General features: G+C 73.8%; 28 protein-coding genes. 15 read left to right on the top strand and 13 right to left on the bottom strand.

Going from position 1 to position 22,340, the window contains the following annotated elements; translation table 11 throughout:
• The first annotated feature begins 36 nt into the window (after window positions 1-36).
• Together FHX39_RS14340 and FHX39_RS14335 are read left to right on the top strand one after the other, a co-directional pair.
• Window positions 37-498 (top strand): OsmC family protein, encoded by a 462-nt coding sequence (locus tag FHX39_RS14340; RefSeq protein ID WP_183339486.1) that lies wholly within the window; start codon window positions 37-39, stop codon window positions 496-498.
• Between the two features lie 19 nt (window positions 499-517).
• On the top strand, window positions 518-1,648 hold the full coding sequence (locus FHX39_RS14335) for an LLM class flavin-dependent oxidoreductase (RefSeq protein WP_183339484.1): 1,131 nt from the start codon (window positions 518-520) through the stop codon (window positions 1,646-1,648).
• A gap of 77 nt (window positions 1,649-1,725) precedes the next feature.
• On the opposite strand, the gene FHX39_RS14330 is transcribed toward FHX39_RS14335, so the two are convergent.
• The 5 genes from FHX39_RS14330 to FHX39_RS14310 form a co-directional block, all read right to left on the bottom strand.
• Window positions 1,726-2,622 carry a TauD/TfdA dioxygenase family protein gene (locus tag FHX39_RS14330; protein ID WP_183339482.1) on the bottom strand — a complete coding sequence of 299 codons (897 nt, stop codon included), beginning with the start codon at window positions 2,620-2,622 and terminating at the stop codon, window positions 1,726-1,728.
• 22 nt (window positions 2,623-2,644) lie between these two features.
• A complete protein-coding gene (locus tag FHX39_RS14325) occupies window positions 2,645-3,475 on the bottom strand; it encodes an ABC transporter ATP-binding protein (RefSeq protein ID WP_198423406.1) in 831 nt (276 codons plus the stop codon).
• On the bottom strand, window positions 3,456-4,523 hold the full coding sequence (locus FHX39_RS14320) for a taurine ABC transporter substrate-binding protein (protein ID WP_183339480.1): 1,068 nt from the start codon (window positions 4,521-4,523) through the stop codon (window positions 3,456-3,458). Before FHX39_RS14320 ends, FHX39_RS14325 begins: the two co-directional genes overlap by 20 nt.
• A gap of 51 nt (window positions 4,524-4,574) precedes the next feature.
• On the bottom strand, window positions 4,575-5,453 hold the full coding sequence (locus FHX39_RS14315; RefSeq protein ID WP_183339478.1) for an ABC transporter permease: 879 nt from the start codon (window positions 5,451-5,453) through the stop codon (window positions 4,575-4,577).
• A gap of 270 nt (window positions 5,454-5,723) precedes the next feature.
• Window positions 5,724-5,918, bottom strand: a complete 195-nt coding sequence (locus FHX39_RS14310; RefSeq protein WP_183339476.1) for a hypothetical protein — start codon at window positions 5,916-5,918, stop codon at window positions 5,724-5,726.
• Window positions 5,919-5,971: 53 nt separating this feature from the next.
• On the opposite strand from FHX39_RS14310, the gene FHX39_RS14305 reads away from it, so the two are divergent.
• Entirely contained in the window at window positions 5,972-6,388 is a 417-nt protein-coding gene (locus tag FHX39_RS14305) for a PPOX class F420-dependent oxidoreductase (protein WP_183339474.1), read from the top strand.
• On the opposite strand, the gene FHX39_RS14300 is transcribed toward FHX39_RS14305, so the two are convergent.
• On the bottom strand, window positions 6,385-7,227 hold the full coding sequence (locus FHX39_RS14300) for an SDR family oxidoreductase (RefSeq protein ID WP_183339472.1): 843 nt from the start codon (window positions 7,225-7,227) through the stop codon (window positions 6,385-6,387). The two genes, FHX39_RS14305 and FHX39_RS14300, sit on opposite strands and share 4 nt — an antisense overlap.
• A 65-nt stretch (window positions 7,228-7,292) precedes the next feature.
• Here FHX39_RS14300 and FHX39_RS14295 point away from each other — a divergent pair, with 65 nt between their 5' ends.
• From FHX39_RS14295 to FHX39_RS14285, 3 genes are read left to right on the top strand one after another with little or no spacing between them, the layout of a single operon-like run.
• Window positions 7,293-8,054: an SDR family NAD(P)-dependent oxidoreductase gene (locus tag FHX39_RS14295; RefSeq protein ID WP_183339471.1), complete on the top strand. Its 762-nt coding sequence runs from the start codon at window positions 7,293-7,295 to the stop codon at window positions 8,052-8,054.
• 2 nt (window positions 8,055-8,056) lie between these two features.
• Window positions 8,057-8,731 carry a TMEM175 family protein gene (locus FHX39_RS14290; protein WP_183339469.1) on the top strand — a complete coding sequence of 225 codons (675 nt, stop codon included), beginning with the start codon at window positions 8,057-8,059 and terminating at the stop codon, window positions 8,729-8,731.
• Between the two features lie 55 nt (window positions 8,732-8,786).
• The gene (locus FHX39_RS14285; protein WP_183339467.1) at window positions 8,787-9,710 is read left to right on the top strand and encodes a cation diffusion facilitator family transporter; all 924 of its coding nucleotides are present in this window, start codon (window positions 8,787-8,789) and stop codon (window positions 9,708-9,710) included.
• Between the two features lie 24 nt (window positions 9,711-9,734).
• Here FHX39_RS14285 and FHX39_RS14280 read toward each other — a convergent pair whose 3' ends face one another.
• The gene (locus FHX39_RS14280; protein ID WP_183339465.1) at window positions 9,735-10,847 is read right to left on the bottom strand and encodes an ROK family protein; all 1,113 of its coding nucleotides are present in this window, start codon (window positions 10,845-10,847) and stop codon (window positions 9,735-9,737) included.
• 43 nt (window positions 10,848-10,890) lie between these two features.
• On the opposite strand from FHX39_RS14280, the gene FHX39_RS14275 reads away from it, so the two are divergent.
• Window positions 10,891-11,772, top strand: coding sequence for a GRP family sugar transporter (locus FHX39_RS14275; RefSeq protein WP_183339463.1), 882 nt, complete (start codon window positions 10,891-10,893; stop codon window positions 11,770-11,772).
• Between the two features lie 74 nt (window positions 11,773-11,846).
• On the opposite strand, the gene FHX39_RS14270 is transcribed toward FHX39_RS14275, so the two are convergent.
• Complete coding sequence (locus tag FHX39_RS14270) at window positions 11,847-12,581, bottom strand: SDR family NAD(P)-dependent oxidoreductase (RefSeq protein ID WP_183339461.1); 735 nt, start codon at window positions 12,579-12,581, stop codon at window positions 11,847-11,849.
• 95 nt (window positions 12,582-12,676) lie between these two features.
• On the opposite strand from FHX39_RS14270, the gene FHX39_RS14265 reads away from it, so the two are divergent.
• Window positions 12,677-13,525 (top strand): helix-turn-helix transcriptional regulator, encoded by an 849-nt coding sequence (locus FHX39_RS14265; protein WP_183339459.1) that lies wholly within the window; start codon window positions 12,677-12,679, stop codon window positions 13,523-13,525.
• On the opposite strand, the gene FHX39_RS14260 is transcribed toward FHX39_RS14265, so the two are convergent.
• On the bottom strand, window positions 13,438-14,082 hold the full coding sequence (locus tag FHX39_RS14260) for a TetR/AcrR family transcriptional regulator (protein ID WP_198423405.1): 645 nt from the start codon (window positions 14,080-14,082) through the stop codon (window positions 13,438-13,440). The two genes, FHX39_RS14265 and FHX39_RS14260, sit on opposite strands and share 88 nt — an antisense overlap.
• Before the next feature lie 86 nt (window positions 14,083-14,168).
• On the opposite strand from FHX39_RS14260, the gene FHX39_RS14255 reads away from it, so the two are divergent.
• Window positions 14,169-14,867 (top strand): alpha/beta fold hydrolase, encoded by a 699-nt coding sequence (locus tag FHX39_RS14255; protein WP_183339457.1) that lies wholly within the window; start codon window positions 14,169-14,171, stop codon window positions 14,865-14,867.
• Window positions 14,868-14,906: 39 nt separating this feature from the next.
• Entirely contained in the window at window positions 14,907-15,620 is a 714-nt protein-coding gene (locus tag FHX39_RS14250; protein ID WP_183339455.1) for a hypothetical protein, read from the top strand.
• Here the strand turns inward: FHX39_RS14250 and FHX39_RS14245 are convergent.
• Window positions 15,611-15,880, bottom strand: coding sequence for a hypothetical protein (locus tag FHX39_RS14245; protein WP_183341723.1), 270 nt, complete (start codon window positions 15,878-15,880; stop codon window positions 15,611-15,613). The two genes, FHX39_RS14250 and FHX39_RS14245, sit on opposite strands and share 10 nt — an antisense overlap.
• A 176-nt stretch (window positions 15,881-16,056) precedes the next feature.
• On the opposite strand from FHX39_RS14245, the gene FHX39_RS14240 reads away from it, so the two are divergent.
• From FHX39_RS14240 to FHX39_RS14230, 3 genes are read left to right on the top strand one after another with little or no spacing between them, the layout of a single operon-like run.
• A complete protein-coding gene (locus tag FHX39_RS14240) occupies window positions 16,057-17,079 on the top strand; it encodes a 3-hydroxyacyl-CoA dehydrogenase family protein (protein WP_183339453.1) in 1,023 nt (340 codons plus the stop codon).
• Entirely contained in the window at window positions 17,076-18,038 is a 963-nt protein-coding gene (locus FHX39_RS14235; protein ID WP_183339451.1) for a sugar phosphate isomerase/epimerase family protein, read from the top strand. The genes FHX39_RS14240 and FHX39_RS14235 overlap by 4 nt, the downstream gene beginning before the upstream one ends.
• Window positions 18,039-18,063: 25 nt before the next feature.
• On the top strand, window positions 18,064-18,966 hold the full coding sequence (locus FHX39_RS14230; RefSeq protein WP_183339449.1) for a hypothetical protein: 903 nt from the start codon (window positions 18,064-18,066) through the stop codon (window positions 18,964-18,966).
• Here the strand turns inward: FHX39_RS14230 and FHX39_RS14225 are convergent.
• Window positions 18,881-19,405: a hypothetical protein gene (locus tag FHX39_RS14225; RefSeq protein ID WP_183339446.1), complete on the bottom strand. Its 525-nt coding sequence runs from the start codon at window positions 19,403-19,405 to the stop codon at window positions 18,881-18,883. The genes FHX39_RS14230 and FHX39_RS14225 overlap by 86 nt on opposite strands.
• Window positions 19,402-20,403: a Gfo/Idh/MocA family protein gene (locus FHX39_RS14220; protein ID WP_183339444.1), complete on the bottom strand. Its 1,002-nt coding sequence runs from the start codon at window positions 20,401-20,403 to the stop codon at window positions 19,402-19,404. Before FHX39_RS14220 ends, FHX39_RS14225 begins: the two co-directional genes overlap by 4 nt.
• Before the next feature lie 56 nt (window positions 20,404-20,459).
• Here FHX39_RS14220 and FHX39_RS14215 point away from each other — a divergent pair, with 56 nt between their 5' ends.
• A complete protein-coding gene (locus tag FHX39_RS14215) occupies window positions 20,460-20,972 on the top strand; it encodes a hypothetical protein (protein ID WP_183339442.1) in 513 nt (170 codons plus the stop codon).
• Here the strand turns inward: FHX39_RS14215 and FHX39_RS14210 are convergent.
• Entirely contained in the window at window positions 20,969-21,787 is an 819-nt protein-coding gene (locus tag FHX39_RS14210) for an NAD-dependent epimerase/dehydratase family protein (RefSeq protein ID WP_183339440.1), read from the bottom strand. The genes FHX39_RS14215 and FHX39_RS14210 overlap by 4 nt on opposite strands.
• A 61-nt stretch (window positions 21,788-21,848) precedes the next feature.
• On the opposite strand from FHX39_RS14210, the gene FHX39_RS14205 reads away from it, so the two are divergent.
• Window positions 21,849-22,295, top strand: coding sequence for a MarR family winged helix-turn-helix transcriptional regulator (locus tag FHX39_RS14205; RefSeq protein WP_183339438.1), 447 nt, complete (start codon window positions 21,849-21,851; stop codon window positions 22,293-22,295).
• Window positions 22,296-22,340: the final 45 nt, after the last annotated feature.

Genomic DNA, 22,340 nt, shown 5'->3' with positions numbered 1-22,340 from the left:
CGACCAGTTCCGTACGCCCACCCCAGAAGGAGCCCTGTGCCCAAGCAGATCGTCCCGTTCACCGTCGAGGGACACGGAACCGGCGTCGCGCAGCAGCTGACGGTCGTCGGCGAGCACGCGCACACGTTCAGCTCGGACACCTACCCGGCGTTCGGCGGGGCCGACGCCGCGCCGAGCCCGCTGTCGTACACGCTCGGGGCCCTCACCTCGTGCAACCAGATCTCGGCGCAGCTGGTCGCGAAGGGCCTGGGCGTGCGGCTGGGGGAGTTCCGGATCTCCGCGCGCGGGGACTTCGACCCGTCCGTGTTCGTGGGCGGCGCCGACGGGAACGCGAACTTCGACGCCGTGACCGTGGTGGCGTCCGTCGAGACCGATGCGGACGAGGAGACCTTCGCGACCCTGGTGTCGGAGCTCGAGCGCCGCTGCCCCGTGACCCAGCTGTTCAAGCGGAGCGGGCTGGACTACAGCTCGACGTGGACCGCGCTGCCGCTGGCCTGAGAGTTGGGATGATCGACCCGTGACGCCGACGTACGACTGGTTCCTGCCCACCACCGGCGACAGCCGGTCCCTCGTCGGGGGCGGGCACAGCGTCCCCGTCGACGTCGGCCGGGCCGGTGGCTCGCTCGACACGGCCGGACGGTTCCGCGAGCCGGACCTGCGCTACCTCGCGCACGTCGCCCGGACGGCGGAGGACCTCGGCTTCGACGCGGTCCTGACCCCGACCGGGACGCCGTGCGAGGACGCGTGGGTCGTCGCCTCGGCGCTGATCACCCAGACCGAGCGGCTCAAGTTCCTGGTCGCGCTCCGGCCCGGGCTGATCAGCCCGACGCTGCTGGCGCAGATGGCGTCGACGTTCCAGCGGATGTCGGGCAACCGCCTCCTGCTGAACGTCGTCGTCGGCGGTGACCGGGACGAGCAGCTGCGCTTCGGCGACCGGGTCGGCAAGGACGACCGCTACGCCCGGGCGGCCGAGTTCCTGCAGGTCTTCCGCGGGGCGTTCACGGCGGCCGGCACGAGTTTCACCGGCGACTTCTACGACGTCACCGACGCCCGGACGCGGCAACCCGCGCCCGTGCCGGAGATCTACCTCGGCGGCTCGTCGGCCGCCGCCGGCCCGGTGACGGCCGAGCAGACCGACGTCTACCTCACCTGGGGCGAGCCGCCGGCGGCCGTCGCGGCGAAGATCGCCTGGATCCGGGGCCTGACCGAGGCGGCCGGCCGGCAGGTGCGCTTCGGCGTACGCCTGCACACCATCAGCCGGGACCGTTCCGAGGACGCGTGGCGGGTGGCCGACGACATGCTGGCGCAGCTCGACCCTTCTGACGTCGCGAAGGCGCAGGCCGCGCTGGCGGCCAGCGAGTCGGAGGGACAGCGCCGGATGCGCGCGCTGCACGGTGGCCTGACCACGTACACCGAGGCCCGCCAGCTCGAGGTGCACCCGGGCCTGTGGTCGGGGATCGGCCTGATGCGCAGCGGCGCCGGCACCGCGCTGGTCGGCAGCCACACCGAGGTCGCCGACCTGATCGGGGAGTACGCGGCCGTCGGCATCGAGGAGTTCGTCCTGTCCGGCTACCCGCACGTCGAGGAGGCGTACTGGTTCGCCGAGGGCGTCCTGCCGATCCTCCGACGCCGCGGCCTCGCCGCCTGAGAGACGACCGCGAGCGGTAGGTTGCCGCGCCCGAGACGCCCGAGAAGGCGCGGCAACCTCCCGCTCGCGGGGCTCGATCAGGGCTTGCGCGGCCCGACCGGCTTGTCTCCGGCGAGCGTGATGCGGCGCATCACACGGACGTCGGTGTAGTCGCGGTTGGCGTAGTGGGACGTGCTGCGGTTGTCCCAGAGGCCGACGTCGCCGGCCTGCCAGCGGTGGCGGATCGTGTGCTCGGGCTTGGTGAGGTGGGCGTAGAGCAGGTCGAGGATGCCGCGGCTCTCGTGCTCGGAGACGCCCACGACGTGCGAGGTGAAGCCCGGGTTGACGAACAGGCCCTTGCGCCCGGTGACTGGGTGCACGCGGACGACCGGGTGGGCGACGGGGAGCAGCTCGGTGACCCGCTTGCCGTCCCAGAGGTTGCCCTCGCCGCCGCGTCCGCGACGCAGGTGCATGCCCCACTCGCGGTCCCCGTCGTGAACGGCGTCGAGCTGGTCGATCATGGCGCGCACCGGGGCCGCGAGCGACTCGTACGCCAGCTGGCTGTCGGCCCAGCTCGTGTCGCCGCCGGACGGGGGGAGCTGGATGGCGCGCAGGATCGACGCGGCGGGCGGGCTCTCCATGAACGTGACGTCCGTGTGCCACACGTCGGAGAACGAGAAGGCCGGGTCGGCGCTGTCGATGTTGTAGATCTCGGGGTGGGCGTCGTCGAGCCCCGCGACCACCGGGTGCGCCGCGGTGGGGGAGCCGAGCCGGCGGGCGAGCTCGACCTGGTCGTCGTCGGTGAGGTCCTGGCCGCGGAAGAAGAGCACCTTGCGGTCGACGAGGGCGGCGCCGATCGCCGCGATCTGCGCGTCGGTGGCCCTCCGGAGGTCCAGCCCGACGACCTCGGCGCCGAAGGACGGTCCGAGCAGGTCCAGCGTCAGGTCCCCGGTCTCGGCCGGGTCGGTTCCGGCAGTGGTGGAGGTGAGCGTCATCGGTGGGTCTCCTTCTCTCGGGTCAGGCGGCGGCGCTGCGGACGGCGTGTGCGATCTCGGTGCGGGCGGCGGCGAACTCGGGCAGCAGCCGCAGGTCGTCGGGGTCGACGCCCGCCCGCGGCAGGTCGACCTCCAGGTCCAGCGCGACCCGGCCGGGCCGCTTGCTCAGCACGACGACCCGGCTGCCCAGGAACACGGCCTCGTCGACGCTGTGGGTGACGAAGACCGACGTGCGGCCCGGCTCCGCGCTCACGCGGCGGACGTCCTCCTGCAGCCGCTCCCGGGTCAGCGCGTCGAGGGCGGCGAACGGCTCGTCGAGCAGCAGGAGCGGGGAGTCGACGGCGAGGGCCCGGGCGATCGCGACCCGCTGCTGCTGACCGCCGGAGATCTCCCAGACGCGACGGTCCGCGATGTCGGGCAGGCCCACCCGGGTGAGCAGCTCGTCACGCCGCGCGACGCGCTGGTCGCGCGGGAGGCCCTTGTAGCGCAGCGCCAGCTCGATGTTGCCGCCGACGGTGCGCCAGGGGAAGAGCCGCGGCTGCTGGAACACCAGGCCGGCGTCGCGCCCCGGGACCGGCGTCCGGCCACCGACGCGGACGGCGCCGGAGGTCGGCGTCTCGAAGCCCGCGACCAGGCGCAGCAGGGTGCTCTTGCCGCACCCGGAGGCGCCGACCAGCACGACGAACTCGCCCGGCTCGATCGTCAGGTCGACGGGTCCGACGGCCACGACGGCGGACCGGCCGTGACCGTACGCGTGCTCGACGCCCTGCACCTCGACGACCGGCTCGGCGGCTGGCTGGGCGGCCGGCGACCCCGCGCCGGCCGCCCGCAGCTCACGACTGGGAGAGGACACCGGGCAGACCCTTGGTGTAGACGGCCGCGTCGAAGACCGACTGCTCCGGCACGGCCGGGATCTGCTTCTGCTCGCTCAGGAAGACGGCGGCGTCGTGCAGGTTCTTGCCCACGTTGCCCGGCTTGCCGTCGGTGCCGAGCCAGGTCGAGCTGGTCATCTCGGCCGGGGTCAGGTAGACGCCCTGCTTGATCTGGCCGGCCGCCTCCTCGGGGCTGATGCCGAGCTCGGCCCCGATGGCGGTGCTGGCCGCGGTCGGGTCGTTCTTGATCGTCTCGAGCGCGGAGGCCTCGGCCTTGCGCCAGGCGTCGACCGCCTCGGGGTGCTTGGTGATGAAGTCGGTGCTCACGACACCGAGGTCGAGCGTGGGCTTGCCGGCCGTGGCCAGGTCCTTGCTCGCGATCAGCTGCGTGCCGTCGGCGCGCAGCGTGTCGAGGACCGGCAGCCAGGTGTACGCCGCGTCGATGTCGCCGCGCTTCCAGGCGGAGGCGATGTCCTGGGGCTCGAGGTCGACCAGGGTCACGTCCTTGTCGCTCAGCCCGGCCTGGTTCAGCGCCGCGAGCAGGCTGTAGTGCGCGGTCGAGGAGAACGACGTGGCGACCTTCTTGCCGCGCAGCCCGGCGACGTCGGTCACGCCGGAGGCGTTCCGGGCGACGAGCGCCTCGTTGTCGCCGGCCACGTCGAGCACGAAGGCGACCTGGTACGGGATGTTCAGCGGCTGCGACAGCCCGCGGGCCACGGGGCTCGACCCGATCGCCGCGACGTCGATCGACTTGGCGATGTAGGCGGTGTTGATGCTGGCGCCGGAGTCGAACGCGCTCCACTCGATCTTGTAGTCGGGCAGGGCGGTCTCGAGCAGCTTCTTGTTCTTGACGATCAGGTCGCCGCTCGGGAACTTCTGGTACGCGATGCGGATGGTCTTGTCGGCCGAGCCGCCGGCGTCGGAGCCGGACGCACCGCCACCTCCGCAGGCGGCGAGCGCGACGAGCGCGAGGGCGGTCACGGCCACGCCGAGGCGGCGGGTGAGACGGGGGCTGGCGGGGTGGGTCACGCGATCTCCTTGAGAGGGTCGTACGAGGTCGTGGAGGAAGTGGTGGGGCCTTCAGACCCGGCCGCGCCAGGGCGCGACGCGACGTCCGGCGGCGCTGAGGAGCCCGTCGATGACCAGGCCCGAGATGCCGATGGCGATGATCCCGACGAGGACGACGGCGGTGTTGTTGTAGCGCTGGGCGTCGCGGACCATGCCGCCGATGCCGGGCAGGCCGTTGATCGTCTCGGCGGCCACGACGGAGGAGTAGGCGATGCCGACGGCGATCCGGATGCCGGTGACGATCTCCGGCAGGGCCGACATGATCACGGCGTCGCGGACGACGTCGATCCGCCTCGCCCCGAGGGCGCGGGCCGACTCGACGAGCCCGACCGGCGCGGCGACCACGGCGGCGGCGGTGGCCACGGCGACCGGCGGCAGCGCCGCCACGGCGAGCAGCCAGATCTTCGGCGACTCGTCGATGCCGAACCAGATGACGAAGAGGCTGAAGTACGCGAGCGGCGGCAGCGCCCGGACGAAGGTGACCAGCGGCTCGAGCATGATCCGGATCGGCGTCACCGTGCCCAGCACCACACCGAGCACGAGCCCGCCCACGACGCCGATCACGGAGCCGAGCAGGATGCGCCGCAGGCTGATGGCCAGGTGCTCCCACAGGAACATGTCGTTGTAGCCGCGGACCCCGTCGTGGACGGTGTTCAGCTGGACGAAGGTGTCCCAGACCAGCCCCGGCGAAGGCCGGATGACCTCGTCGGGCTCGCCCCACGCCGAGATGACCCACCAGACGCCGAGCAGCAGCGCGACGGCCAGGACCCGGAGCCCGGCCCGACGGCCGAAGCCGCCGCGGGCGCCGAGGACCGCCGAGGTGTCGCTGGCGTCGAGCGATCCCGAGCGCACGGCGCGCTGGTCCTCGGGGGTGACGACGACGGCGGCCATACGCGTGCTCCAGGGGGTGGGGCGGTGGGCGGGGAGGGGGTCGGCCGTCGGTCACGGCCTCGTCGCGGTCGACCGTCGGTCAGGGACCGGGCGCGACCAGGGCGACGGGCAGGCGCGTCAGCGCCCGCAGCGGGGACGACAGCAGCACCGGCCGGAGCGCATTCGGCTCCGCTGCTCTGTTTCCATAGTAGAAACGTAGGGAATCGGCGCGCCCACGTCCACCCGTACCGCGATGTGGGACGGCCGTCTCAGTGGAGGCGGCCGCGCGCCTCAGCCCTCGAGGTCCGGCGACTGCGGCGAGTCCTGCTGCGTCCGCTCCGGGTGGTCCTCGCGCTCGTCGGAGTCGGCCAGGATCGCCGCGGCCTGGGCCTCGGGGTCGTCGCTGCCCGCGGCGCGCTCCTCGGGCAGCAGCAGGGCGCGCTCCTCGACCCGGGGGTCGCGGTCGTTCGTCTCGTCCGGGCTCATGCCCCGACCGTAGCCGAAGCCGGCCGTACGGCCCCGCGTGCCAGAGTGGGGAGATGGACCTCGCACGAGCCCTCGACGCCGCCCGCGCGAACGACCGCTCGGTGCTCGTGACGCTGCGTCAGGACGGTCGCCCACAGCTGTCGAACGTCGTCCACCAGGTCGGCGGTGACGGGCTCGTCCGTGTGTCGACCACGGCCGACCGGGCGAAGTTCCACAACCTGCGGCGAACGCCCTGGGGCTCGCTCAAGGTCGACGGGGAGAGCTTCTGGTCGTACGCGGTGCTCGAGGGTGACGTCACGTTGTCCGACGTGGCCGCCGACCCGGCGGACGCCGCCGTCGACGAGCTGGTCGAGCTCTACCGCGGCATCGCCGGCGAGCACCCCGACTGGGGCGACTACCGCCGCACGATGGTCGCCGACCGGAGGCTCGTCATCCGCCTCCGGCCGACGTACGCCTACGGCGCGCTCTAGGCGAGCGTCTTCAGCGTGGTCACGAGCGGCGTCGTCGGCCGGCCGATGAGCCGGCTGAGGTCACCGGTCACCTCGGCGAGCGTGCCCTCGGCGATGTTGGCGTCCAGGCCGACGAGGAACCCGCGGGTGCCCGCGTCGAGACCGGCGGCGGTCAGCTCGGCGTCCAGCTGCTCCGGCGACACCGGCCGGTAGGTCAGCTCGCGGCCCAGCGCGGTGCTCGCGGCCGCGGTGAAGCCGGCGAAGTCCCACGCCTCGTCGCCGCCGAGCTCGTACACCGTGTCGTCGTGACCCTCGGTCGTCGCGACGACGACGGCGGCGGCCGCGAAGTCGGGCCGCGAGGCGCTGGCCACGCGGCCCTCGCCCGCGGCGGAGACGACCTCGCCCGTCGCGGCGGCGGTCTGGAGAGTGCCGGCGTAGTTCTCGCTGTACCAGTTGTTCCGCAGGAACGTCCAGGTCAGGCCCGACTCCCGCAGCAGCGCCTCGGTCGCCTTGTGCTCGGGCGCGAGGATCAGCGTGGTGTCGTCGGCGTGCGGGGCGCTGGTGTAGACGACCCGACCGACCTCGGCGCGCTGGGCGGCGCGCACGACGTTGGTGTGCTGCGGGACGCGGGCGCCCGGGGTGTCGCCGGAGATGAAGACGACGACGTCCACCCCCGCGAAGGCGGCGGCGAGCGCGTCCTCGTCCTCGTACGGGGCGACGCGCACGGTGACGCCGAGGTCGGCGGCCTTCTGCGCGTCGCGCACGACGGCGACGACCTGGTGGGCGGGGAGGTGGTCGGTGAGGCCGGCGACGACCAGACGGCCCAGCTGTCCGGTGGCTCCGGTGACGGCGATGCTCATGCCCTCCGCAACCCCGGCCTCGGGCGAACTCTTCCCGGCCGCGAGGATGGGCGTGTGATCGAGGCATGAGCAGCACGAGGACAGCGGTCGTCACGGGTGCGAGCAGCGGGATCGGGGCCGCGACGGCCCGCGCGCTGGCCGGGGACGGCTGGACCGTCGTCTGCGCCGCGCGGCGGCAGGACCGGGTCGAGGCCCTCGCGGCGGAGATCGGCGGGGTGCCGGCCGTGCTCGACGTGACCGATCGCGCTTCGGTCCAGGCGTTCGCCGCGGGTCTGGGCGAGGAGGTGTCGCTGCTGGTGAACAACGCCGGCATGGCGCTCGGCCAGGAGCCGGTCGCCGAGGCCGACCTCGACGCGTGGGAGCGGATGTACGCGACCAACGTCATCGGCACGACCCGCGTCACCCAGGCGCTGCTCCCGCGGCTGATCAAGGCTGAGGGCAAGATCGTCTTCATCACCTCGACCGCGGCCGACACCGCGTACGAGGGTGGCGCCGGCTACTGCGGGGCGAAAGCCGCCGAGCGGATGGTCGCCGGCGCGATGCGTCTCGAGCTCGTGGACCAGCCGGTGACCATCCACGACGTCGCGCCCGGCATGGTGCGGACCGACGAGTTCGCGCTCAACCGCTACGCCGGCGACGCGGACCGGGCCGGGGCGGTCTACGCCGGGGTCGCCGAGCCGCTCGTGGCCGAGGACGTGGCCGAGACCGTGCGCTGGATCGCGTCGCTCCCGCGCCACGTCGACGTCGACCGGCTCACGGTTCGCCCGCGCGCGCAGGCCGCGCAGCACAAGGTGCACCGGGTGCTCGATCCCGGTCGCCCGAGCTGACCGTGCCACGACCCGCCCGTCCGACCGACTCGGCGGAACGCCTCGTCTTCTTCACCGACGCGGTGGTCGCGATCGCCCTGACGCTGCTGGTCCTGCCGCTGGTCGACCTCGTCCCGGAGGCGAGCCGGTCGGGGCTCGACCTGGGCGACCTGCTGCGCGAGAACGTCTCCGAGCTCGGGTCGTTCCTGCTGAGCTTCGTGGTGATCTTCCGGTTCTGGTGGTCCCACCACCAGCTGTTCCGCCACGTCTCGGGCCTGAGCCCGTCCCTCGTGCGCTGGAACCTCCTCTGGCTGCTCTCGATCGTCTTCCTGCCCTGGCCGACCGCGATCATCACGGCGTACGACACCTCGCCCCTGACCGTGCTGCTCTACTCCGGGACCCTCGTCGTCAGCACCGGGTCGTTGACCGCCCTGGCCGTCGTCGTCCACCGCGACCCGGCCCTCAGCGCCGGTCGAGACCGCGAGACGCGCGACGAGGTCCTCGGCATCGGCAGCTCCTTCGCCGTGCTGATCGTCGCGCTGGTCCTCGGGACGACCTTCGCGGACACGGTGAACTACTGGGCGCTGCTGCTGCTGTTCGCCACCGGGCCGGTCGAGCGGCTGCTCAGGTGGCGGTGGTCGAAGCGGCCGGAACGCCCGGACGACCGGCCCCCGGAGACCGACGCCGACGTACGCTGATCCCGATGTCTGGAGAGTCGACCACGATGCGCGACCGGTCCGAACGGGTTCGTTGATGGGCCACGACCACGGGCACGCGCACGGCACGCTGACGGCGACCGGACGGCACCGCAAGCGCCTCGTGATCGTCATGGTCATCACGCTGTCCGTGTTCGTCGCCGAGGTGGTGGGCGGCCTCCTGTCGGGATCGCTGGCCCTCCTGGCCGACGCCGGGCACATGCTCACCGACTCCGCCGGCCTGGTCATCGCCCTCGTCGCGTCCGTCCTGGCCGCGCGACCGGCCACGAGTGCGCGGACGTACGGGCTGCAGCGCACCGAGGTCCTCGCGGCGCTGGTCAACGGCGTGCTGCTGGTCGCCATCGCCGGCTGGGTCCTCGTGCAGGCCGTGCAGCGGTGGTCGGACCCGACCGAGGTGTCGAGCGGGCTGATGCTCGCTGTCGCCGGCGTCGGCATCGTCGCGAACGTCGTCGGCCTGCTCCTCCTGCGCGGCGGCAAGGACGAGAGCCTCAACCTGCGCGGCGCGTACCTCGAGGTGCTCGGCGACCTCGTCGGCTCGGTCGCCGTCGTGGTGGCCGCGGTGGTCATCATGACGACCGGCTGGACGCGGGCCGACCCGCTCGCCTCGGTCCTCGTCGTCTGCCTGATCCTCCCGCGGGCCTGGTCCCTCATCCGCGACGTCGTGGATGTGCTCCTCGAGGCGACGCCGCGCGGTGTCGACCTGGGGACCGTGCGGACGCACATCGAGGAGACGCCCGGCGTGGTCGAGGTCCACGACCTGCACGTGTGGACCATCACCAGCGGGCTGCCCGTGCTCTCGGCCCACGTGGTCGTCGACCGCGACCATCTCGCCGCCGGCCGGTCGGGCGAGATCCTCGACTCCCTGGGCCACTGCCTCGGCGAGCACTTCGACGTCGCGCACTGCACGTTCCAGCTGGAGCCGGAGGGGCACCGGGCGCACGAGCCCGCCCACCACGCCTGATCGCCGAGCAGCGGCGGCGCGGCCTCAGGTGAGCGTGGGCAGCAGCGCCGTCCAGGCCTCCTCGGCGGCGCCGGCGACCGGACCGTCCTCACCCAGCGCAGCGGCGACCAGCGGCGGCGGGGCGTCACGGCGGAAGGCCATCAGCCCGGACCGGTAGGCGGCGCCGAGGGCCTCGGGTGCGTGCGCGAGCAGGTCGGCGCCGAGCCCGCCGAGCGTCACGACGTCGGCGTCCAGGCCGTTCACGAGCCCCGCGGTCCCGCGGCCGAGGGCGGCGGCGACGGACGCCACGGCGTCGCGCTCGCGGGGGTCCGTCGCCGTCCGGATCACGCGCCGGGCGTACGCCACGTGGTCCCGGGGGACGGCACGGCCGAGGAGCCGGGCGAGGGCGGTTCCGTCCACGGCGGTGCCCCAGCAGCCCTGCGCGCCGCAGGGGCAGCCGACTCCCGGATCGCCGAACGGCATGTGCCCGAACTCGCCGGCCGCGCCGGTGGCCCCGGCCAGCACCGTCCCGTCCTGGACCACGGCTCCGCCGAGACCCGCCTCGACGTGCAGGTGCAGGTGCAGGTGGGCGCCGACCGCGGCACCGCGGCGGGACTCGGCGGCGGCCGCCAGCGTGGCGTCGTTCCGGGCGACGAGGACCGGCGCGTCGGGCCACAGCGCGTGGAGGTCGACGTCGCGCCAGAGCAGGGTGGCCGCGTCGAGGCGGGCGTCGGGCGTCACGGTGCCCGGGACGGCCAGGCCGAGCGCCTGCGGCCGGTCGGCGTACCGGTCCCGGAACGTGGCGATCGTCGCCGCCAGCACCGTGGCGAGGGTCGCCCACTCCGCCCGGTGCTCGCCCTCCGTGCTCGCGACCACGGCCCCACCCAGCTCGACGACGTCCACCCGCCACGTCTCGTGGGTGATGGCGGCGGCCAGGACGAGCGGGCCCGCCGGGTGCGGCACCAGCGCGGTCGTCGGCCGGCCGCGTACGCCGCTCGGTGAGGCCGGGACCTCGGCCAGCAGGGCGGCCCCGGTCAGCCGGCCGACGATCTCCGTGGTCGCGCCCGTGCCGAGGCCGAGGAGCCGGGCGGCCTCGCTGCGGGTGAGCCCAGGGTGCGCGTGGGCGGCCTGCAACAGCTCCGTCGAACGCGTCGCCACCGCGACCCCTTCCTTTTACTCGTACATAGAGTTTAATGGGTCCATGACCGTGCTGCTCGCCATCATGATGGTGGTCGCCCTGGGGACGTGGATCCCGCTGACCCAGCTGACGCCGTCGACGCCGGAGCGGACCCGGATCCTCTACGTCGCCGTCGGCAACGTGGTCCTGGCCGTGGCCGCGCTCCTGGTGACCGGGGGCCGGCTCGAGCTCGGCTGGCGCACCTTCTGGCTCCCGCTCCTCGGGGGCGTGGTCTGGGCCGCCGGGAACTACTGCGTGCTGCGGGCGACGCGGCTGATCGGGCTCGCCCGGGCGTCCGGCACCTGGACGCCGCTCAACATCGTCGTCGCGTTCGCGTGGGGCGGGCTGCTCTTCGGCGAGCTCGCCGGCTTCTCCGGCCTGCAGGTCGGCGTCCTGGTCGCCGGCTTCGTGGCCGTGGTGGCCGGGGTGCTGCTGATCGCGGGGGCGCGGGACGAGTCGACGGGCCAGCCGACCAGGGCCCGGGGGTCCGGGTTCCTGTGGGCGGGTGCGGCCGGGATCCTCTGGGGGAGCTACTTCATCCCGGCGCAGTGGGCCGGCGTGCCGGCGCAGGTGAGCAACGTCCCGCTCGCCCTCGGCATCCTGCTCGGCGCCGTGGTGCTGTGCCTCCCGGCCCGAGAGCCCGTCCGGCTGGGTCTGCGCCCCGCGGCGACCCTGCTCGGCGCCGGCCTCCTCTTCGGCGTCGGCAACCTCGCCCTGCTCGGGCTCGTCGCCCGGGTGGGCGCGGGTGCCGGCTTCACGATCGCCCAGCTCAGCCTCGCCGTGAACGCCGGCATCGGCATCTGGTTCTTCCGCGTCCCGCGGCCCGGGACGAGCCAGGCGCGCCGGGTCCTGACCGGTGTGGTGATCGCCGGCCTCGGCGGCGGCGCGATCGCGGCCCTGCGCTAGGCGCCGTGGCGGCCAGGTCGGGGCGGTCAGGCGCCGGCGCCGCCGTCCACCGGGACGATCGCACCGGTCACCATCTAGGCGCGGTCGCTGAGCAGCCACGCCGCCACCTCGGCGACCTCGCGGGGCTCGGCCATCCGCCCCATCGGGATCGAGCTGCTCACCTGGGCCACGATGCCGGGCGTCGCCGCCTCCCAGGCGTCGATCATCGAGGTGGCCGTGCCGCCGGGGGTGATCCCGTTGACCCGGATGCCGTCTCGTGCCCACGTCACGGCGGCGGTCTCGGTGATGCTGTTGAGCGCCCGCTTCATCGCCCCGTACGCGGGCAGCGCGGGGTTGGCCCGACGGCTGCCGATGCTCGAGGTGTTGACGATCGCGCCGCCGCCCGTCCGCCGCATGAGGGCGGCCTCGGCGTTCATCGCGGTCCAGTGGGCCCGGAAGTTGACCGTGAACTGCTCGTCCACGTCGTCGTCGCTCGTGGTGTCGAGCGGCCCGGGCTGCTGGATCGTGGCGCCGTTGTTGAAGGCGCCGTCGAGGCGGCCGTGCAGGCGCTCGACGTGGTCGACGGCGGCGCGGATGCTCGCGCGGTCGGCGAGGTCGAGGGCGACGGCGTCGGCGGTCCCGCCCTCGTCCCGCACGCCGGCGACGACGCGGTCGAGGGCGTCCGTGCTGCGCGCGGCCAGGACGACGGTGGCGCCCTCCCGGGCGAAGAGGTGCGCGGCGGCCTCGCCGATGCCGCGGCTGGCGCCGGTGACGAGGACGACCTTGCCACTGAGGAGGCCGACGGGGGTGGGGGTGCTCGTGGTGGTCATGCCGCCAGCGTGCGTGGCGTCGACGTCCGCAGGCAGGCACAGGCGGTACCAGGCTGAGCGGCCCGCCGACGCCCGGCGGTGCGCAGACTGGAGGGGTGGACAAGCAGGAGCTGGGAGCGTTCCTCCGCAGCCGTCGGGAGCGGCTGCGGCCGGAGGACGTCGGGCTGCCGGCCGGCGCGCGACGGCGTACGCCGGGTCTGCGCCGTGAGGAGGTCGCGGTGCTCGCCTACATCTCGATCGAGTACTACGTGCGGCTGGAGCAGGGGCGCGCTCCGCGGCCGTCGAGCGAGGTCCTGTCCGGCATCGCCCGGGCGCTCCGGCTCACCGACGCCGAGTCCGACCACCTCCACGTCCTCGCCGGGACCGCGCCGACCCGCGGGGGCCTGCACCGGCGCGACGTCCGCCCGAGCATCCTCGCGCTGGTCGAGCGGCTCCCGCAGACCGCCGCCTTCGTGGTGTCGGCCGCGTTCGAGGTCCTCGCCTGGAACGACCTCGCCGCCGCGCTCATGGAGGACTTCGCCCTCCTCGCCCCGCGAGACCGCAACCTCGCGCGGCGGGCGTTCCTCGGCACGACGGGACCCAGCCCGCTGTACGGGGTGTCCGACCTGGCCGACTTCCGGCTCGGCGTCGTCGCCGGGCTGCGCGTCACCCTCGGGCGCTACCCGACCGACCCGGTCGTCACCGGGCTCGTCGACGAGCTCCTCGCAGGCAGCGACGACTTCGCCCGGCGGTGGGAACGTCACGACGTCCAGGCGGCGCCCGTGCTGACGAAAACCTTCGACCACCCCGTCGTCGGCGCACTCACCGTCGAGTGCGACGCCCTCGACCTGGTCGAGCAGGACCAGCACCTCGTCCTCTACAGCGCGCCGCGCGGGTCCTCCGCCGCGGACGCGCTCGGCCTGCTCGCCGTGCTCGGTCCGGAGGTCGCGGCCGGCGCGCGCTGACCGTCGGCCGCCCGCGGCTCGATCGCGTCGAGGAAGGCCCGGAACGCCCGGTCGGTGCGCTCGGCGTCGCCGGTCGCGTCGAGGTCGGCCAGGAGGCCGCGGACGACGGCGAGCACGAGCGTGGCGAGGTCCGGCCGGCCGAGGCTGCGCAGGCCCTCCTCGAGGGGTCCGAGCCAGTCGGTGGTCGCGACCCGGCGGAAGCCGGGCCACAGCCGCTGCTCGGCGCTCTCGCGCAGCGGACCGAACAGGCGCAGGTACGGCTGCCCGTCCGGTCCGGTCATCGAGGTCCAGAAGCGCAGCAGGGTGTCGGTGTAGGCCTCCCCGGGCCGGACCGAGAGGAGGTCGCCGTACAGCTCGACCTGTCGGCGCCGCGCCTGCCCGAGGACGGCCCGCAGCAGGGCGTCGCGGGTGCCGAAGTGGTAGATCAGCACGCGCGCCGACGCGCCGGTCGCGCGGGTGAACGGCTCGAGCCGGTCGGGCAGGCCGTGCGCCAGGGCGTGGTCGGTGCAGGCATCGAGCAGCCGTTCGCGGATGTCGGGCTGAGGACGTCGTCCCATGCCGCCATCTTTTCGCGTAACAACCGCTACGTCTAACGTCGGGAACAGGTGTCCGGGCCGTCGGGCGCAGCAGACGAGGAGACGTGATGAGGGTCGTGTTCGTGCACGGGGCGTGCGTGAAGGACGGGTCGTGGTGGTGGCACCGCGCGGCGGCGCTGCTGCAGGACCGCGGCGTCGTGAGCGTCGCCCCGCCGCTGCCCAGCTGCGGCGAGACCGGTGTGCCCGGGGGGACGGACGGCGCCGGGCTCGCCGAGGACGTCGCCGCGGTGCGGCAGGTGCTGCAGGACGGCGACGAACCGACCGTGGTCGTCGCCCACAGCTACGGCGGCATCGTCGCCGCCGAGGCGGCGGCCGGGATCGCGTCGGTGCGCCACCTGGTGCTGGTGTCCAGCTACCTGCCCGAGATCGGCCAGAGCCTGTCGGACTTCGGGGGCGACGGCGGTCCGGCGCCGTTCCTGGACGTGGACCCGGCGGCGGGGGTGTTCCGCGTCCGGCCCGAGCTGCTCGTCGGCACCTTCCTCCAGGACTGCGACCCCGAGGTCCAGGCCGAGGCGGGGGAGCACCTGGCCGACCAGAGCGTGCGCGTCACGGGTGAGCCCGTGGGTGCGGCCGCCTGGCAGCAGGTGCCCTCGACCTACGTCGTCTGTACGGACGACCGCGGGACGCCGGCGGACCGGCAGCGCGACTTCGCGCGTCGGGCGGGCCGCGTCGTCGAGCTCGAGGCCGGGCACCACGTGTTCCTGTCGCAGCCCGACGCGGTCGTGGACCTGCTGCTCGCCCTCTGACGCAACCCCCCGGACGCATTGGGGCCGTACGGTGACGCCGTGATCAGTCGAGCGCGGAACGCCTGGCTCCTCGCGGGGGTGCTCCTGCTCGTCGCGGGGGCGCTCACAGCCGTCTCGTACGTCGCGCACTGGTCGCCGTGCTTCGACGGCGGGGTGCGCTCGGACCTCTGCTCGCACCGGCGGGACACCTGGCTGACCCCGCCCTACATGGCAGACCCGCCGGACCGCGTCCCCTGGGTGGTCGGGCCCGTCGCGATCGCCTCGCTGCTGGCCGGGCTGGCCTGGCCGGTCGCGATGATGGCTCTCCCGCTCCGGCGGGCGGGGCGGGTCGTCGGGACGCTGCTGGCGTTGCAGGCCGTGTCGATCGGGGTCTGGTCGGTGGTCTCGGCCTTCACGCCGCTCATCGACCCCGAGATGGACATCTCTGGGCTCTGGTACGTCGGCGGCGAGCTGCTCGCCGTGGCGCTCGCCCTGGGGATGGTGCTGAGCTCGGTGGACGAGGAGAAGATCCCGCTCCGCCTCGTCTGGCCCGTGATCGCCCTCGTCGGTACGACCACGTTCGGGCTGGTGCGCTGGATGGCGGAGCTGGTCGTCTTCCACGGCCACCTGGGCGACGGCTACCCCCGCCCCGGGGCCGGGTTCGGGATGGCGGCGACGCTGCTGCTCTGCGGTGCCGCCCTCGTGGTGCGCTCGCGGCTCAGGGACCGGGCGCCGTCCACCGAACGACGGACGAGGGCGACGGCTCAGCCGTAGCGGTGGTTCTTCTCCGGGTGGCCGGCCTCGCGGGTGCACGCCCGCCCGTTCATGGACTTGTGGCCGCAGAGCTCGCCCTGGGGGGCCGCGGCAGCGGGGGCCGCCTTGGGGGCCTTCGCCGGCTTGACCGCCGGTGCCGCGGCGGCGGGGGCCGGAGAAGTGCCCTGCGTGGCGGCCGCCTCACGGCGGGTGGGACCGCTGGCGCTGTCCCGGGCGTACTTGGCTTCACGCATCGCCCGCTGGGCGTCGACCTTGCTCACGGGAGGGAGCCTACGAGGCCCCACCGACAACCGCCCCGCGGAACCTCCACCGCCCCCGCCCGCTCCGTCTCGAGCGGCACCCTCGGGCTACGTTGAGCGTCGACGCCCCACCACCCGACCGGGGCGTCCGCGGGAGGGGCAACGGCGCCACCCGGACCCGGGTGGGGGAGCACTGCGTGAGCATCAGGGACGTCGCCGTCGTCGGAGCGGGCTACATGGGGGGCGGGATCGCCCAGGTGCTCGCCATCGCCGGGTTCCGGGTCGTCGTCACCGACGCCGACGCCGAGACCACCCGGCGCCAGCTCGAGCGGATCCGGCAGGAGGCTCGCGCCTTCGAGGACCAGGGCCTCTTCGACCCGGGGTCGACCGATCTGGTGGAGGCCAACATCCGCGCCGCGGCCAGCCTGGAGGAGGCCGTCGCCGAAGCGGACTTCGTCGAGGAGGCCGTCTCGGAGAACCCGGCGGTCAAGGGCGCGGTGCTGGCCGCCATCGAGGCCGCCGCCCGTCCCGACGCCATCATCGGGACCAACACCTCGACCCTGCCGATCGGCGGGCTCGCCGTGAACCTGCAGCACTCCGCCCGTTTCCTCGGCGTGCACTTCTCCAACCCGGCCCCCTTCATCCCCGGCGTCGAGCTCATCGCCCACGCTGGCACCGACCCGGCGGCCGTGGTGGCGTCGGAGGAGCTGGTGGCCCGGACGGGCAAGCTCAGCGCGCGCGTGAGCGACAAGGCGGGCTTCGTGCTCAACCGCCTCCAGTACGTGCTGCTCAAGGAGGCCGCCTCGCTGGTGGAGGAGGGTGTCGCCACCGCCGAGGACGTCGACATCGTCGTCCGGACGACCTTCGGCTACCGGCTGCCGTTCTTCGGCCCGTTCGCCATCGCCGACATGGCCGGGCTCGACATCTACGCGGCCGGCTTCAACACCCTCGCCGAGCACTACGGGGACCGGTTCGCAGCACCGGCGGTGATCACCGACCTCGTCGAGGGCGGCCACCTCGGGGTCAAGAAGGACGGCGGGTTCGTCATCCCGGCCGGCGACTCGGCCCCGCTCGTCGCCTACCGGAACCGCGCGTACGCCCGCCTCGGCCAGCTCCTCCGCGAGCTCGGTCCGGCGCCGACGGTCGGGGAGGCCGTGGCTACTCCCGAAGCCCTGAAGAACCCCGAGCCCCTGACGACCACCGAGGAGGACCAGCGATGACCCTCACCACGAACACCCCCGGCGCGACCCCGCCGTACACGGCCGACACCTGGCCGATCGCCGCGGCGATGCTCGCCTTCGGCAGCAACGACTCCAAGGGCGGACCGATCCAGGACGCCGACCCCGCGGAGTGGGCCAAGCAGCTGCGTCTCGTCCGGCGGATGGGCTTCACCGAGGTCGACCCGACCGACACCTGGGTGCGCATCGCCGACCTCGCGCCCGAGCGGCTCACCGACTTCTCGGCCGTGCTGGCCGACGCCGGGCTGACCATCCCCGCGATCTCGACCTCGCGGCGCAGCGTGATGGACCCCGAGCACGGCGCGGAGTACCTCGACTACAGCCACCGGCTGCTCGACGCCGCGGCCCAGCTCGAGATCCCGTTGGTCAGCTTCGGCTTCTTCCAGCCGTTCACCCCCGCGCAGGCGAAGGCGCTGTGGTTCTGGCTGGAGGAGGGCTGGCAGGACGACGAGTCCGCGGAGGCCCGGGCGCTCGCCGCGTCCCGGATCCGGGAGCTCGCCGAGCACGCCGCCGGGAACGGCCAGCAGATCACCCTCGAGATGTACGAGGACACCTACGTCGGCACGTGCGACTCCGCGGTCGCCTTCCTCCAGGAGGTCGACCACCCGGCGTGCGGGCTCAACCCCGACATCGGCAACTTCATCCGGCTGCACCGCCCGCTCGAGCCCGTCCTGGAGATGTTCGAGAAGGTCCTGCCCTACGCCAACTACTGGCACGTGAAGAACTACGCGCGCGACGAGGACCCGGCGTCCGGCACGGTCTCCACCTTCCCGCTGCCGATGGAGTTCGGCCTGATCAACTACCGGACCGTGATCGGCCGGGCCCTCGAGCTGGGCTTCTCCGGGGCGTTCCTCTGCGAGCACTACGGCAGCGACAGCCTCGGCGTGATCGCGCGCAACCGCACCTACATCCGCGGGGTCCTCGACACGCTGCTGGACTGAGGCGGAACAGGGCGGGGGCGGGGAGGTGCGGCCGGGTCTGCGGAGGTCGACGTCGCTCGCCGGCGCCGCCACCGCCGTGCTGCTGGTCGGTTGCGGCGTCCCCCTGCAGCGTCCGACCGACGTCGGCGAGCAGGCTCCGCCCGGCCCGACCCGCGAGCACTGGGCGCTGAGCCACCGGGTGCCGGGGTCGACCTCCGTACGCGTGGTGGGCCAGCGGGTCGACGCGTACGCCGAGTCGACGACCGTGAGCCTGGGCCGGGACGCGAGTGGTGCGGAGGTGCGGTGCTCCGTCTCCGTCTCCGCCCCCGGGTGGGGCGGCCCGGAGAACATGGTGGGCGAGAAGGTGCCGACGACGGTGCAGGGTCGCCCGGCGGTGCGGAACGGTGCCGGCGCCGAGGGCGACTACCTGATATGGCAGCGGGCCGACGGTGCCTGGACGCAGTCGATGTGCGAGGACGAGGGTCAGTCCGCCTTCCAGGACCGGTTGGCGGAGATCGTCGTCGACGAGCCGTCCGAGATCTTGCTGCCCTTCGACGTGTCGCTCCCCGCCGGCCTCGAGGTCAGCAGCGTCGAGCAGGACGTGCCGTCCGGCGAGACGACGGTCCGCCTCGCGGGCGCCGGCCGGGTCGGGACCGAGGAGGGCGCGCTGGTGCTGTCCTTCGACGGGGAGCTCGACCAGCCGGAGGGTCGGAAGACCGTGATCAACGGACGTCCGGCCATGATCGACGAGACGGCGAGGTTCCCGGGCGTCTGCCTGGACGTCCAGGGTCACGACGTCTGCGTGAGGACGGACGCGAGCGACACCGGGCCCTACCCCGACCGTTCCGCGGAGCTGCCGATGATCATGGCGCTCGCCGAGTCCCTGCGGTTCCCCGACGACCTCGAGGACCGTTCGTCCTGGACTGCGGCCCAGGACGTGTTCGGCTGAGAGCGCGCCGGTCCAGGGCCAGGGTGGCCAGCCCGGCCGGCACCGCTGACACCGCGACGCAGAAGGCGAGCGCTCCCGGGCTGACCTCGAAGCCCGACAGCAGCAGGAGCAGCGCCGTGACCGGGAACGCCGCACCCGCCGCCGCAAGCACGGCCCGCAGCGCCGACGCGGACGCCCACGCCCGGCCTTCGAGCGCGACCAGCACGAGAACCGCCCCGGGCGCGACGACGAGACCGAGCACGAGGCCGGCGACCAGGCCCACCCCGGCGGACAGGACCAGGCTGCTCGTCTGAGTGACCTCCGTCGCCTCGTCCCGCCCGTAGAGCCAGCCGACGAGGCATCCACCGACAGCTCCCACCGCGCCGCAGGCCCCGCCGAGCCAGACGACCACGTCGTCCAGGTTCGCCTGGCGCCGTACGGGACGCGTCAGGACGCTCACGACTCCGGACCCCGGTCGTCCCAGGCCGCGTCGATCTCGGCGCACAGGGCCAGGTCGAGGACCGCGTCTGCCGGTGGGCTGAGCAGGGGACCGGCCGTGCTCGTCGTCCGGCCACGACGTTCCTCGACGGCGCCGACGAAGGCCGCGGCCTGCCGGAGGAAGCCGTCGGCCGGGAACGTCTCGACGGCCGCTTCGGCCCCACGCCTCGAGAGACGGAGCCGACCGCCGTCCTGGTCCCCCGGGTGGATCTCCAGCGCACCGTCGGTGCCGACGAGGAGCAGGTCCCAGTCGTCGAGGTCCGACGGCTTGACGTACGAGGCGGTCATCGCCGCGACGACCCGGCCCGGGAACTCGGCCAGCACCATGACGGTCTCCGGCCGTACGCCGCCCGGGTCCAGGACCCGCTTGACGTTGCCGATCGCCCCCTTGATCACGGGCTCGCCCAGCAGCCAGCGCAACGGGTCGAGGAACGCGTAGGTCAGGTGCGTGACGAGCATGCCGCCGCTGGCCTCCTGCTCGTAGTGCCAGCCGCGCTCCTGCTGCTCGTAGCCGGCGTTGGACCGCACGCTGACGAGCTCGCCGACCGCGTTCTCGCCGAGGAGCTCGGCGACCCGTCGCCAGACGCTCTTGTAGCGGGCCTCGTACCCGGCCTCGACCACGACACCGGCCGCGCGCTGGCCGTCGACGACGCGCTGCCCGGCCGCGAGCGTCGAGGCGAGCGGGCCGCCGATCAGGACGTCGAGACCCGCGTCGAGGCAGCGGAGGACGACCTCGTCCTGCACGCGGTGCGGCAGGGCGACCAGCACCGCGTCGAGGTCGTCCCGGGCGAAGAGGTCGTCGACGGTCCCGCCCTGCGCACCGGGGTACCGCTCGGCGAACGCGGCCGCCCGTTCCTGGCGGCGCGCCGCCACCGCCACCAGCTCGACCGACCCGGTCGCGAGCAGCGCGTCGACGCGCACGGTCGCGAGCGGGCTGACACCGACGACCCCGAGCCTCACCGGAGCAACCTATGCGGAGAGCCCCGGCCGGCGGGCGCACGAGAGACGATGGGCCCATGGTGGATCTCGAGCCGACCGCGGCCGACCTGGCGGACCTGGTCGTGCGGATGACCGAGCTCGCGTGGCCCACCACGGAGGACGAACGCCTCGTCCTCTTCGACCAGCTCGGCCTCCACGACGTGGAGAGCCCCCGGCCCGACGAGAACGTGCCCGGTGCGGAACGCCGCTGGTTCGCCTCGGACCTGTCGAGCGGGCTGGGCGGGACGGCGACCATGTTCCGCGGCGAGTTCCTCGGGCTCGGCCTCTTCGCCTACGACGAGCCGGTCGAGGACGGCGAACGGGCGCGCGTCGGGTACGCGGCCGTGCGCGAGCTGGTGAGCCGGCGGCTCGGCCCCCCGGTCGAGGAGTGGGGGAGCGCCGCCGAGCCCGCCTGCCTGTGGCACCCCGGTCCGCTGATGATCGACCTGTACTGCTTCCAGCGCCAGCGGAGCGGGATCATGATCGGCCCCGACCACGCCGACCGGTCGGCCGCGTACGAGGAGCTGGCGTCCCTGACCGACGGCGGCTAGAGGATCCCGTCCCGCGCGGCGGCCTGCATGGTCGGGACCGCCGGTCGGAAGCCGAACCCGCGGAGGACCGTGCTGTCCATCCGGCCCGCCCAGGGGTTGACGAGCGGCTCGCTCGAGCCGTCGATCGGCTGGCCGGCGAACGCGGCCATCTCGTAGACCGTGACCGGCGCGTCGTCGGTGAGGTTGACGACCCGCCCGTCGAACGTCCCCGCCAGCGCCATGCCGACGACGGTCGCGACGTCGCGGTGGTGGGCGACGGAGTACGTGTGCGCGGGGTGCAGCCCGAAGCGGTCGACCAGGCCGGGCATCGAGGCCAGGTGGCCGTCACCCTCGCCGTAGACGAAGGGGAGGCGGACCACCGACCACGTCAGCCCGCTGTCGGCCAGGAGCGCCTCGGCCGCCAGCTTGCTCGCGGGGTAGGCCGCGGTCGGCGAGCACGTGTCCGTCTCCCGACCCGGCTGCGCGGCAGCCGCGTCGTAGACGTTGCCGGTGCTGGCCATGAAGAAGCGGGCCCGGGGCGCGTACGTCTGCACGGCGGTGATCAGGTTCCGCGTCCCGTCGAGGTTCGCGCGCCAGACCGCGTCCTCGTCGGTCGTGCGGAAGAGGGCCGCGAGGTGGACCACGGCCTCCACGCCCTCGACGGCCTGACGCAACGCGTCGGGGTCGGCCAGGTCGCCGCGGACGCCGGTCGTCCCGTCGGGCAGCGCCACCTCGCTGCGCACGAGAGCGCGACAGGTGTGACCGGCCTCCACGAGCCGCGGCAGGAGCCGCGAACCCACGAGACCGCTTGCGCCGGTGAGCAGAAGCGTCGCCATGATGGTTCCCTTCGGTGATGGTCAGTCATACTGACGATCAGGCTAGCAGTAGTCTGGGGTGATGGTCGCGCGACAGGAGGACCTCGGGCCGCAGCTGAGCTCTCGCCTCACCTACCTGCTCAAGCGCGCCCTCCTGGACCTGGAGGACCTGCACCGCGACCACCTCGCGAGCACGGGGATCAACGTGCGCGAGCTGACGGTGCTGCAGTTCCTCGACGGCCGTGAGCCGGAGTCGCAGCAGCAGGTCGCGAGCCACCTCGGGGTCGACCGCACCACGATGGTCGGGCTGATCGACGCGCTGGAGCGCCTCGGCCTCGTCGAGCGCCGCGCGGACGCGAGCGACCGCCGCCGCAACGTCGTCCAGCTGACCGAGGCGGGCCGGCGGACGCTCGCGGAGGCGACGCGGGCGAGCGACGAGGCGGAACGTCGCCTGCTCGGCGCCCTCGACCAGGCCGACGCCACCCGGTTGCGCGAGCTGCTGCAGCGCCTCGCCTCCTCGCCGCGCTGACGACCGTCCGCCCCGGCGTCACACCGGCGGGCCCCCGGGCGTCAG

Source organism: Microlunatus antarcticus, assembly GCF_014193425.1.
In the GTDB taxonomy this organism is placed as follows: domain Bacteria; phylum Actinomycetota; class Actinomycetes; order Propionibacteriales; family Propionibacteriaceae; genus Microlunatus; species Microlunatus antarcticus.
Note: the sequence above shows the minus strand (reverse complement) of the source record. Positions and strands in the feature narration are given on the sequence as shown.